Origin of the sequence: Pseudomonas sp. TTU2014-080ASC (assembly GCF_001446935.1) — a bacterium.
In the GTDB taxonomy this organism is placed as follows: Bacteria; Pseudomonadota; Gammaproteobacteria; order Pseudomonadales; family Pseudomonadaceae; genus Aquipseudomonas.
Genome location: NZ_LKKK01000011.1, coordinates 899,086 through 911,793, shown reverse-complemented (window position 1 = coordinate 911,793; position 12,708 = coordinate 899,086). Strand labels below are relative to the sequence as shown.

General features: G+C 55.9%; 6 protein-coding genes and 2 pseudogenes. 3 read left to right on the top strand and 5 right to left on the bottom strand.

What is annotated here, in order from left to right:
• The coding region (locus tag AO726_RS14700) for a retention module-containing protein (protein WP_152987293.1) at positions 1–2,929 on the bottom strand (2,929 nt) is incomplete at its 3' end.
• 469 nt (positions 2,930–3,398) lie between these two features.
• Here AO726_RS14700 and AO726_RS14695 point away from each other — a divergent pair.
• From AO726_RS14695 to AO726_RS14685, 3 genes are read left to right on the top strand one after another with little or no spacing between them, the layout of a single operon-like run.
• Complete coding sequence (locus AO726_RS14695; RefSeq protein WP_058068796.1) at positions 3,399–4,754, top strand: TolC family outer membrane protein; 1,356 nt, start codon at positions 3,399–3,401, stop codon at positions 4,752–4,754.
• 25 nt (positions 4,755–4,779) lie between these two features.
• Positions 4,780–6,939 (top strand): type I secretion system permease/ATPase, encoded by a 2,160-nt coding sequence (locus AO726_RS14690; protein ID WP_058068795.1) that lies wholly within the window; start codon positions 4,780–4,782, stop codon positions 6,937–6,939.
• An 8-nt stretch (positions 6,940–6,947) separates the two neighbouring features.
• The gene (locus tag AO726_RS14685) at positions 6,948–8,306 is read left to right on the top strand and encodes an HlyD family type I secretion periplasmic adaptor subunit (protein WP_058068794.1); all 1,359 of its coding nucleotides are present in this window, start codon (positions 6,948–6,950) and stop codon (positions 8,304–8,306) included.
• Between the two features lie 98 nt (positions 8,307–8,404).
• On the opposite strand, the gene AO726_RS14680 is transcribed toward AO726_RS14685, so the two are convergent.
• The 4 genes and pseudogenes from AO726_RS14680 to aceK form a co-directional block, all read right to left on the bottom strand.
• Entirely contained in the window at positions 8,405–9,019 is a 615-nt protein-coding gene (locus tag AO726_RS14680) for a tRNA-uridine aminocarboxypropyltransferase (protein WP_058068793.1), read from the bottom strand.
• A 75-nt stretch (positions 9,020–9,094) separates the two neighbouring features.
• Positions 9,095–10,057 (bottom strand): annotated as a pseudogene (locus AO726_RS21630) (methyl-accepting chemotaxis protein); the annotation flags it as partial.
• Between the two features lie 321 nt (positions 10,058–10,378).
• Positions 10,379–10,660, bottom strand: a pseudogene (locus AO726_RS21625) (PAS domain-containing protein); the annotation flags it as partial.
• Between the two features lie 271 nt (positions 10,661–10,931).
• Positions 10,932–12,659 carry a bifunctional isocitrate dehydrogenase kinase/phosphatase gene (gene aceK, locus AO726_RS14670; RefSeq protein ID WP_058068791.1) on the bottom strand — a complete coding sequence of 576 codons (1,728 nt, stop codon included), beginning with the start codon at positions 12,657–12,659 and terminating at the stop codon, positions 10,932–10,934.
• Positions 12,660–12,708 lie beyond the last annotated feature (49 nt).

Genomic DNA, 12,708 nt, shown 5'->3' with positions numbered 1-12,708 from the left:
GGAAGCTGATGGCCTTACCAATGTTCGCAGTGGCAGTCGCAGTGTCGTTGTCGCCATCGGTGATGGTACCGACCACGCTGATTTTGCCGTCCAGCGTCGCACTGGCTTCGTTGTGGCTGTTGCCACCGACTGGGTGTTTAACCGCACGCTCTTGGTTCAGGCTGATCTTGCCGTCAGCAGTTACGCTGACAGTGAAGACCACCACGTCGCCGCTGATGGTACCAATCACCTCACCTTCAGCATTGAGGCTGAGTTTGACTTCCTCACCGGTCAGAGTGTCGAACAGACCGCTGTCCTCACTCTCAACTTTCAGCGCGAAGTCCAGCGATTGCTGACCATCTGCACCGGCAGCGCTGGTGAACAGGCTAGCGAGTGTGAACGACGAGGTAGCCGCTGTGTTCAGGTTGGTTTCGTCGACCTGCAGGCTCAGGCTGCCCAGCTCTTTGGCGCTGATGCTTGGGCCGTCGTCCAGGAAGCTGATGGCCTTACCAATGTTCGCAGTGGCAGTCGCAGTGTCGTTGTCGCCATCGGTGATGGTACCGACCACGCTGATTTTGCCGTCCAGCGTCGCACTGGCTTCGTTGTGGCTGTTGCCACCGACTGGGTGTTTAACCGCACGCTCTTGGTTCAGGCTGATCTTGCCGTCAGCAGTTACGCTGACAGTGAAGACCACCACGTCGCCGCTGATGGTACCAATCACCTCACCTTCAGCATTGAGGCTGAGTTTGACTTCCTCACCGGTCAGGGTGTCGAACAGACCGCTGTCCTCACTCTCAACTTTCAGCGCAAAGTCCAGCGCCTTCTGGCCATCTGCACCGGCATTGGCGGTGAACAGGCTAGCGAGTGTGAACGACGAGGTAGCCGCTGTGTTCAGGTTGGTTTCGTCGACCTGCAGGCTCAGGCTGCCCAGCTCTTTGGCGCTGATGCTTGGGCCGTCATCCAGGAAGCTGATGGCCTTACCGATATCCAAACTGGCACTGGCTTTGTCGCCGTCGCCGTCGGTGACGGTGGCTTTGACGCTGACTACACCGGCAGCCAGTGACTTGGCTTCGTTGTGGTTGCTGGTGTCGCTATGCTGGATCGCACGCAGTTGGTCCAGCTTCACATTACCGCTGCCATCCACGCTCAGAGTGAAGACAACTGCGCCTTGCGCGTTACCGACACGGCCTTCCACCACACCTGCACTATTCAGGACCAAGAAGACATTCTGCCCAGTTGCAGTGTCTACCAAACCGCTGGCGGAAGAGTTCAAGACCAGACTGTAGTCCACGTCATCAACACCGTCAGATCCACCATCAACAGTAAAGAAGCTGCTGATATTGGCCGTGGCATCGAGTTCGAAATTGCTTTCATCCACTTGCAGAGTGGCCGAATCAAAGGCCTGTGCCGAGATGGTGGGGCCGTCATCTTCGAAATTGATAACCCCTGCCGCCCCCAAATCCAGGGCAGCGCTGGCTTTATCACCATCACCGTCGGTAACGGTTTTAACCAGTTTCAGTACACCTTCAGGCAGTTGCAGCACTTCAGCGTCATCAAAACTGCCGGCGTTGCTGTGCCAGATGTTTTTCAGCAGGTTGATAGTGACTTCGCCAGTTGCTGCATTGATGGTCAGGGTGAAGTAGTTAGCCCCCCCTGCGCTGCCAGTAATGACGTTGCCTGATTGGTTGAGAACGATTTCTGCGCCTTTACCGCCCTCGCCGCTCAAAGCGAACAAACCAGTAGCTACGTTGCTGCCATTCAGCTCATAGCCGTAAGTGCTAGAGCCACCGTCAGCACCGAAACTGGTGACGAAGTGGGCCTGCACTGCAGCTGCCGACAATACGGCCGTGGCGATGCCGTCGCCCTGCGTGCCACCTAAAGAGGCAAGGCTTTCGTCCAGAACAGCCAGGCTCAGCCACTCAACGCCCTGTGCCACTTGCACGGATGGGCCATCATCGAGCACTTGAACATTGATGTTCACGGTCGGCGACACATCACCGTCCAAATCGAACATCCGGGTTGGGAAGCTCTCGGAGACCACGTCACTGGAGCCAACACCACTGGTGTTGCTGTGATCGAGAGTGTTGTCAGTCAAGGTGTAGGTCCAGTTACCGGCAGCGTCCACGCTCAGCACGCCGTACTTGCCCAGAACTGTTCCACCGTTGGTGACATCAACCCAGTTGCCGTTAACGTCTTGGATTTGCAGTGCAGACACACCATCAGGGGAGTTAATGGTGATGGTGCCAAACGTGCGCTCAGCTGAGCTCGCCGGGTTGCTGCCTGATCCCAAGGCGGCTTCTTGCACAACACCAGGGCCTGCTTGGATGGTGCCAGCGGAGTCGGTGTAGTCAATGTCTACACCGGGGGTGTAATCAACCGGTACTGGTGTAGGAACTGGCGTAGGGATTGGTGTCGGCACGACCTCAGGTTCGTTAGCGCCAATCACCGGATCAGGGAACAACGGACCACGGCTAAGGCCTGCTGTTGGGAAGCCGATCTCCGGATCAATCGAACCGCCGGTCTCGCTGAGCATCACAAACGAGTTACCACCACCAGCGCCACCACCGCCAGCACCACCAGCACCTGGACCAGCAGCAGTCGCTTCACCCATTTGGGTCGGGTCATCACCCGCTTCGATTGCGGCCTGCAGGCGTTCTACATCAGTGAGATCTTGATCAGAAGGTGCGGTATTGGCAGGCACAGGCTGAGGCGCCTGACCCGCGCCGTTACCGGCGAGAAGCTGCGGTGTCAGCTCAAGGCTGCTATCACGGCCGACCGTTAGTGTTTGTCCGTTGCTCAGCCTTATAGCAACCGAGCCGTTAGCGCCGGTTTCGAGTGTTTCACCTGCGAACAGGCGATCACCTTCACTCAATGCACGACGAGTTCCATCTGCCGAAACAGCGAATACTTCGCCGACGATTTGGCCAACAACACCTAATAAAGTCGCCATGATCTCACCCTTTGTTAAACCCACCGGGTTCGCCCCGATTGTTTGTTAGAAAAGAGTCTAGAATGCTGCTTACAGAGAACTTAGGGGGTTTAAAATACAACTTATAATTCGACATCAAAAAGTTAGCGCCAGAAATATGTCACTCAACTTTTAAAAGTCGAAACCACTCCAAACCCCAACTCCGCAACCCTAGCCACTCATAACTCATTTAGTCGCCAACCCCTCGAAAGCCGCTCATAGAAAGGGTTTGCCTTATATAGACAATGTCTTTAATTCTTATATATTCATAAGACTATTTTCTCATATACCATAGTGCCAAATCTTCTAAACTGAGACTAAACGCTTTCTTTTTAGTGTTTTAAAGTTAGCGATATGGCGTAGCGTCAAAAATTCGACTAATCTGGGGCCACGCACACTAAACTGACAACAAACACACACAACAAATACACAACTAACGGAGCATTTATAAATGCGCGCAATCAATCCGCTGTTGAGCTGTATCGTTTTAGCCAGCCTATGCGGCCAGGCTCAGGCGCTTACCTTGTCTGAAGCGATGCAAAGCACGATCGACAACCATCCGGAAATTCACGCAGGCAAAAACAGTCGGCTGACCTCGGACGAGGAAGTGCGGATTGCTAAAGGTGGTTACCTGCCGACCGTTGACCTGTTGATGGGCTATGGACGTGAAAAGACTGATAGCCCGAGCACTCGTGCCAGTGGCAACCACAACACCGAAACACTGACGTATGGCTCATCTGAACTGCGCCTGCGGCAGATGCTGTTTGATGGCTTTAACACGCCTAACGAAGTGGGTCGTACCGAGGCAGTGGTGAACTCCCGCGCCTATCGCCTGCTCGGCACCTCCGAAAACCTGGCTCTGCGTACTGCTGAGGTGTACCTCGAACTGCTGATGCGCCGCGAAATGGTTGAGCTGGCCCGCAACAACCTGCTGGCTCACCAACGCATTAATGATCAAATCAGCATGCGCAGCCGTCAGGGTGTTGGCAGCTCCGCTGACCTGGACCAATCAGAAGCCCGTCTGGCCCTGGCTGAAAACAACCTCTACACCGAACAGGTCAACCTGGCAGATGCTGAGGCCAACTTCATCAGCGTTGTCGGCCGCCTGCCGGAAGAGCTGACTGCACCCTCTTCGCTCAAAGGCACGCTGCCTGCCAGCCTAGACGAAGCCCGCCAGCGTGTACTGGACAACAACCCACTGCTGAAGTCCGCACAGGCTGACGTGCACGCTGCTGAGAAGCAGTATGAAGTTGCTAAAGCACCGTTCTACCCACGCTTCGATGCAGAGCTGGCCACCCACGCTGATGACAACACCGGCGGTGATGAAGGCCATAACTCAGGCTGGCGTGCAGCTGTAGTGATGAACTACAACCTGTTCAACGGCGTACGCGACAAAGCTCGCCTGAATGCCTCTGCGCACCAGGTAAATGAGGCGCTGGATATTCGTAACAACGCTCTGCGCGTACTCAACGAAAACCTGACCCTGGCCTGGAATGCCATGGAAAACGCCCAACTGCAAACGCCAAAAGCACGTGCCTACGCTGACTACACCACCCGTGTACGTGAGGCCTACCAGCAGCAATTCAGCTTGGGTCAACGCACCCTGCTCGACCTGCTGGATAGCGAGAACGAACTGTTCACCGCTAACCGCCGTTACAGCGAAGTGCGCTTTACTGAGGAGTACTCCATGTACCGCGTTGTCACCGCGATGGGCGAGCTGCTGCGCAGCCAGCAAATCGTAGCGCCGAATGAGGCCATCGCCCTTTCGGAAGTGAAAAGCGACGCACGTCTTCCGGACATGAAGTAATCCTCAGCCACAGGAGTCACACAATTTGACCACCATGGAGCGACCGGGCACGGAGAAAGATCCGCGCCTGAATCACGACGATCCGTTGTTGGATGGCCTTTTGATCCTCTGCAAACTGCACGGCTGCTCTGGCAGCCGTGGCAGTCTTACAGCTGGCCTACCGCTGCCTCAGCAGCGCATGACTCCTGACTTGCTTGCCCGGGCAGCTGCCCGGGCAGGCCTGCAGGGCCGCTTGTTACAGCGGGATCTCGACAGCATCTCACCGCTTAATCTGCCCCTGCTGCTATTACTCAAGGATGGCCGCACGGCCGTCCTGCGTCGCTTCGGTGACAACGACAAAGTGCTGATCCTGCCTTGCGAGGCGGACGGCGGCGAACAATGGGTAACACGTGAGCAATTGGCCGATGAATACACCGGCCATGCCTTCTTCGCCCGTCCACGACACACCCTTGATGAAACACACAGACCGCTGGTGCCAAGGGTTCAGGCTTGGTTCCGCGACACCCTGAAACTGTCGCGTTGGCTCTATACCGATGCGGTCCTGGCCAGTTTGATGATCAACCTTCTGGGCCTGCTGGTTCCGCTGTTTGTCATGCAGACCTACGACCGGGTTGTGCCCAACCAAGCCACTTCAACGCTGTGGGTGCTGACCATCGGCCTGCTGGTCGGGTTGAGCTTTGAGCTGATCCTCAAGCTATTACGTTCCAAATTGCTGGATACCGCCGGTAAAAAAACCGACATCGTGCTTTCCGCCACGCTGTTTGAACGCATTACCGGCATGTCCATGAGCAACCGCCCTAATTCAATCGGCGGCTTTGCTCAAAGTATTCACGACTTCCAGGGGCTGCGTGAATTTCTCACAGCGGTGACGCTGACCAGCCTAATCGACCTGCCATTCTCGCTACTCATGCTGCTTGTGATTTGGCTGATTGGCGGCTGGCTGGTAGTCATCCCACTGCTGGCGTTCCCGATTACGGCGATCTTTGCTTACGTCATCCAGGCTCGCCTGCGTGACACCGTGCAAAAGAGCCTGCAACTGGCTTCACAGCGCCAGGCCCTGCTGATCGAAACCATCGGCGGCCTGGAAACCCTGAAAGCCTGCTGCGCCGAGAGTGAACGCCAACACGAATGGGAGAAAACCAACGGTGCACTGGGCCGTCTGGACATTCACTCCCGCTCACTGGCAGCCATTGCCAGCAACGGCACAGCTTTCCTGCAACAATTCGCGGGTATCGCCACAATCGTATGCGGCGTTTACATGATCATCGGAGGCCTGATGAGCGTGGGCGCACTGGTAGCGTGCTACATGCTCGGCAGCCGTATTCTTGCGCCGCTGGGGCAAATTGCCGGGTTGATCACGCGCTATCAGCAAGCGCGCCTGACCATGACCAGCACGGATGCTCTGATGGCCATGCCGCAAGAGCGCAAAACCAATCAGCGCCCGCTTGAACGCACCCAGCTCGATGGTTCGCTGGAAATACGCGACGTGACGTTCACCTACCCGAACCAAAGCACCCCAGCGCTCAACGGCATCAACCTACGGGTCAATCCTGGCGAACACATCGGCATCATCGGCCGCAGTGGCTCGGGTAAAAGCACGCTGGGTCGCCTGATCATGTCCTTCTACACACCTGAAAAGGGTCAGATCCTGCTGGACAACCTCGATCTGCGCCAACTCGACGTCGCCGACCTGCGCCACCAGATTGGCTATGTGGCCCACGACCTGCCACTGCTCTCAGGGACCCTGCGCGACAACCTGACCTTGGGTGCCCGTTATGTCAGCGACGCACGAATCCTCGAAATTGCCGATCTCACCGGTGTCAGCGAGCTGGCCAGGCAGCATCCACAAGGGTTTGACCGCCCTGTTGGCGAGCGCGGTCTGCTGCTTTCCGGCGGCCAGCGGCAGGCGGTTTTAATGGCTCGCGCCCTGCTGCTGAGCCCGCCAATTTTGCTGCTGGATGAACCCACCAGCGCCATGGATAACACCAGCGAAGACATTCTGCGCAACAAGCTGCAGACTTGGAGCGCAGGCAAAACCATGCTGCTGGTCACTCACCGTGCCTCCATGCTCAGCCTGGTTGATCGCCTAATCGTGATCGACAACGGCAGGATTATGGCTGACGGCCCGAAAGAAGCGGTTATCGAAGCACTACGCAAGGGCCGTATCGGCTCTGCAGCTGTGTAGGACACGCCATGCAATTACGACACGCATTCAACGACTATTTTTCCGGCATGCGCAAACGCCGCCAGGACACCGAGTTCATGCCGGATGTGGACGGCACCATTCTCGAGGACACTCCGCGCCTGACCCGCATCACCGTCTGGCTTGTTGGGGCCTGTTTACTAAGCGCCCTGCTCTGGGCCAACTTTGCCGTCCTCGAAGAAGTCACTGTGGGCGAAGGCAAGGCGATTCCCTCAAGCAAGGTTCAGGTTATTCAGAACCTTGAGGGCGGTATCGTCAGCGAAATTTTTGTCCGCGAAGGCCAGGTTGTAGAGAAAGGTGATGTCCTGCTGCGTCTGGATGACACTCGTTTTCTATCCAACCGCGGCGAAGCCGAAGCCGACCGCCTTGCCCTGCGCGCCCGCCTTGAACGCCTAACCGCTGAAGCCGAGGGCAAACCCTTCGAACTGTCGGAGGAAATCGTGAAGAAAGCTCCGCAATTGGCTCAGGACGAAGAAGACCTGTACCGCTCGCGTCAGGAGCGCCTGCAAAGCGAAAAACGCACCTTGGGCGAACAGCTGCGGCAGAAACAGCAAGAACTGGCTGAGTTTCGCTCAAAAGCCCAACAGTACCGCTCTAGCGCAGGCCTGTTGCAGCAAGAGCTGAACATGTCCGAGCCACTTGTGGCGACCGGTGCTATCTCTCAAGTGGAGATTCTCCGCCTGCGACGCAGCTTGGTTGAAATTCGCGGCTCACTGGACGCTACGGTTCTGGCCATTCCACGGGCAGAAGCCGCTGCTGACGAGATCAAAAGCAAGATGGAAGAGTCAGAGCTGGCCTTCCGTTCCGAGGCGTTCAAAGAACTCAATCAGGTTCGTACCGACCTGCAGAAAGTCACCGCCTCCAGCGTCGCCATCGACGACCGGGTAACACGTACCACGGTTGTGTCTCCGGTACGCGGTATCGTCAAGCAGCTCAAGGTCAACACCATCGGCGGTGTAGTCCAGCCCGGTAATGACATGGTTGAGATTGTTCCGCTGGATGACAGCCTACTGGTGGAAGCCAAGGTGCGCCCGCAAGACGTGGCCTTCCTCCATCCGGGGCAGAAAGCCATGGTTAAGTTCACCGCCTATGACTACACCATCTACGGTGGGCTCAAAGCCAATCTGGAAATGATCAGTGCCGATACCATCACCGATGAGGAAGGCAACAGCTTTTACCTGATCAATGTGCGCACCGAAAAAAGCCACCTCGGCACCCCAGATAACCCGCTGCTGATCATCCCCGGCATGGTAGCCAGCGTGGACATCATTACCGGCGAGAAGAGCGTACTGGACTATCTGCTCAAGCCTGTGCTTAAAGCCCGCTCTGAGGCCATGCGCGAGCGTTAAGTGCAGCAGTCCCCGCTCCTACTCACAGTCAATCTGGCGTAGGAGCGGTTTAAGCCGCGAACAATCCGGCCTTAACCTTCACGCACCTAATCCCCCTCCTATTCCTGCCCCGCAGGTTGCCCGTGATTGCGCTGGTAAGTGTCCTCCCCCATGGCCGCAATCTGCCCTTCAATCAACGCCTCAAAAGGCTTGAGCAGCGCATCAAAGCGCACCGGCGCCTCCAAGGTGTTAAGGCTTTCGACAATAGCCTCAATCGTCGACACAGCTCCCGCCATGGGCGCTTTGCGAAGCCGATAACGGGACTCGAGCCCCGCAGGTAATGCCATGCGAGGCAAAGTCGCCAACAGCGGATTCAGATGCAGCAACTTGCGCGCCTTACGCCAAGTCCCATCCGGGACCACCAGCAGAACTGGTTGGAGCGCTTGCCTGCTGGCCACCTCAGCAATTGGCTGCGTCTGATCCCCCGGAAACAGCAAATACGGCGCATAACCGGATTGCTGCAGGCGCTGTGGCAAATCCTCAAACACCTCGCCGACCAACAGATCAGAATTCTGCAACCCAAGCGCCGCTAGCCTGGCGGTGTTCAGAGCATGTTTAGCTTCGCTGTGGTGTTGCAGAATCAGCACTCGGCTGCGACTGGGCAAGCTTGGAATCAGCGGGCACAGGCAATGATCGACAGGACGGGTGCAGCGTGGGCAGTGTAAGCGTGGCATTCGGCTCTCCTTAGCCGCGCAGTTTGCCACACCAGCTCGGCGGCAGGCGCAGCCCGCGCCCACCACCGCCCATCTTTAGCGGTTGAAACGCTCCGCCAGGCTGTGCAGATAGTCCGCCATCGCCTCCAACTCACGACCGATGGTTGCGCCCTGATGAGCCTGATCCGCACTGCGGTCGGAGAGTTGGGCAATCTGCGTGATCTGGCGGCTGATGTCTTCCGCGACATGGCTCTGCTCCTCAGACGCCGCCGCCATCTGCTGGCTCATGCTGGAAATACGGCTAACCGCCTGACTGATGCCATCCAGCGCCGAGCGCACAGACTCCACACTGCCCACACTTTCCTTGGAGATTTCCGCTCCCTTCTGTGCAGTCACCACCGCTCGGTCAGCGCCGGCGCGCAAAGCAGAGATGATCTGATGAATCTGCTCAGTAGACTCGCGGGTGCGTGAAGCCAACGAACGCACCTCATCTGCCACCACAGCGAAACCGCGGCCTTGCTCACCGGCACGGGCCGCTTCAATGGCCGCGTTAAGGGCGAGCAAATTGGTTTGTTCGGCGATTGAGGTAATCACATCCGCCACGCTGCCAATCGATTGTGTCGAGTTGGCCAGCTCATTCACCGCCAGACCAATTTCCTCAACCGCATCAGCCAGGTGATGCATCGAACTGAGACTGCCACTGGCCAACTGCAGGCCCTGTTTGGCCAAGTCATCTGCCTCTTCAGCAGCATGGGAGGTGTTTTGCACGTTGTGCGTCACCTCCTGAATGGTCGCCGCCATCTGGTTGATCGCTGTGGCAGATTGATCGGTTTCCATCCGCTGCTGATCCAGCATGGCCGCTCCGGCGCTAGACAGCTCCGCAGAGCGCGTGGCGTGTTTCTTCACGTTAACGCCGGCGTCCTCAATACGCGTCAGCGCTGTCTGCAAGCGTGCGTCTTCACTAATCATGGCCAGATCCAGCAAGGCCTGGGCACCACGACTGTCGGTGTATGTCAGCGCCACCAGCGGGCTGGTAAAAGCTTTCGGGTGCTCGGCCAGCGTCTGACGGATGCGCGCCTGGCGAACATAGTGCTGGTAAACACCCAGGCCGAACATCACAACGGACGCTGCGACCCAGAACAGCGCCCCAGTGAAAGCAAAATGCGCGCCTACCAACAGCAGTGCCGCGACGATGACCGGCCAAGCCTCAAGTAGCCCACGCGTCCAGGTTTCCATCGCAGATATCGCCGGCTTGCCAGCCCTCAGCCGCGCATAAAGCTGCTCTGCGCGCTGCTTCTGCTCACGTGTAGGCAAGGAACGCACCGACTCATAGCCGGATATCTGGCCGTTTTCATAAATCGGCGTGACGTACGCACTGACCCAATAAAAGTCGCCGTTTTTTGAACGGTTTTTAACAATTCCCATCCACGGCTTTCCCTGCTTAATCACATCCCACATGTGACCAAACACAGCAGGTGGCATATCTGGATGACGTACCAGATTATGCGGCTGTCCAATCAACTCTTCGCGGGTAAAACCACTGATTGCCACAAATGCATCGTTGCAATACGTGATTTTGCTGTTCAGATCTGTCGTTGAAATCAGTCGCTCATGCTCAGAAAAGGTTCTTTCTTGTTGTGTTACCGGAAGATTCTGGCGCATCTAATCTGACCTGTAAGAGCGGTTTAAGTAACTGCTCTATTAGGTCTAGCACAACAGTGCAAACTGGGTGGGAAATTCCGTGTAGTAACTTGTTAACAAACGACTCAATAGCTTACAAAACGATTTAAAACCATTTGCCTGAGCCTGCTGATGATCCGCAGAAAACCACACAAAAGCAGTAGCAAATCGATCTGTGAACACTCAGAAAGTCACTATTAACGCGCTAACTCCCCAACTTAAGTGCAGTGAGCTCGCTTAGTCTGTTCGCGATTTAAATTTCTGCATCCGCCTCGTCTTTTCGGCGGTAGGGAAATACATCAATCACTTTGCCCGCACGAATAGCCTCTTGCAGGCTTTTCCAGTAATCAGCATCAAACAACTCCCCATGCAGCGATGAAAACAGGCGACGCTGTTTGATATCGGCAAACAAAAATGGTGGAAACTCTTCCGGGAATACATCGTTTGGGGCAACCGCATACCAAGGCTCGGATGACATCTCATCCTCCGGATAACGCGGCGGCGGAATGTGGCGAAAATTTACTTCTGTCAGAAAACAAATTTCGTCGTAGTCGTAGAACACCACGCGACCATGTCGGGTAACCCCAAAGTTCTTCAGCAGCATATCGCCAGGAAAGATATTGGCCGCCGCCAACTGCTTGATGGCCAAGCCATAATCGTCCAGCGCCTCACGCACCTGGGCCTCACTGGCACTGTCCACATACAGGTTCAGCGGAACCATGCGGCGCTCTGTCCAGCAGTGCCGCACCAAAACAGTTTCGCCTTCAACCTCTACTGTCGAGGGCGCAACTTCCAGCAGCTCTGCCAAGCACTCCGGATCAAACTTACTCAGCGGAAAACGAAAGTCTGCAAACTCTTGGGTATCCGCCATTCGCCCAACCCGGTCGACCGATTTCACCAGACGGTATTTCTCTATCACGGTGTTGCGGTCAACACTTTTAGAGGGCGAGAAACGGTCCTTGATAATTTTGAATACGGTATTGAATCCCGGCAAAGTGAATACACTCATGACCATGCCACGCACGCCCGGAGCCATTACAAACTTATCGTCCGTGGTCGCCAGATGGTTGATCAACGCTCGGTAAAATTCTGACTTGCCATGCTTATAAAAGCCGATTGAGGTATAGAGCTCAGCAACATGCTTGCCCGGCAAAATACGCCGCAGAAAACCAATAAACTCGGCTGGATAGCCAACCCTCACCATGAAGTATGAACGGGTAAAAGAGAAGATAATGGAGACTTCTGCTTCATCGGTAATCAGTGCATCGACCTGAATACCTTTGCCTTCGCGGTGCAATAACGGAATAACCAGCGGCCACTGCTCATCGCAGGTATATATCCGCCCTACCAAATACGCCCCCTTATTGCGGTACAGGCGTGACTCATAGAGCTCAATGCGCAACTCAGGGTCTTTGCATACCCAATCGGGCAGGCTCTCGTTAACCTGTTTCAATAGGCGTGCGATATCACGCTCGATATCTTCGTAGCCCACTTCAAACTTGTAATCGTCAAATATTGCGCGCAGCGCCTGCTGCATATCGCCATTAGGCTGATAGGTGCGCGTTTGCGCAGCCCTTGCGTTCACCCGCAAGGCAGGCCGAGTGGTATGGATGAACATGCAGCCATCGTTGATTTCGTCATGGCTGAACAGGCCGCAAAAGATCGAGTTGTACCAAGTCTCAGCCAGCTCATCGTCAAAACGTGTATCTATCAGCTTGATGTAGGCCGATTTAACCAACGGCCACTGCATGACATTAAGCAGAACCTCATCCTCATACGCATCCCTCAACTGACTTATCACCACAGATACGCTTTGCTCATACAGCGCAATCCGTGCGGCAGCAGCCTTCTGAATCTCCTGCCACTGGGCCTGCTCAAAACGTACCCGCGCGCCATTGGTGATTTGCCTGAACTGCTCGCGATAGCTGTCAAACCCTTCCAGGATCAACGCTGCGATTGCACCGGCCGGCCACTGCTGCATAGAACCTCCTGCTGAGGATGCATGGATCCCTGAGCTTATCGGTAGCCTG

Coding starts and splice junctions, on each gene's coding strand:
- aceK (WP_058068791.1), bottom strand. CDS start 12,659: ATGCAGCAGTGGCCGGCCGGTGCAATCGCAGCGTTGATCCTGGAAGGG.
- AO726_RS14695 (WP_058068796.1), top strand. CDS start 3,399: ATGCGCGCAATCAATCCGCTGTTGAGCTGTATCGTTTTAGCCAGCCTA.
- AO726_RS14680 (WP_058068793.1), bottom strand. CDS start 9,019: ATGCCACGCTTACACTGCCCACGCTGCACCCGTCCTGTCGATCATTGC.
- AO726_RS14685 (WP_058068794.1), top strand. CDS start 6,948: ATGCAATTACGACACGCATTCAACGACTATTTTTCCGGCATGCGCAAA.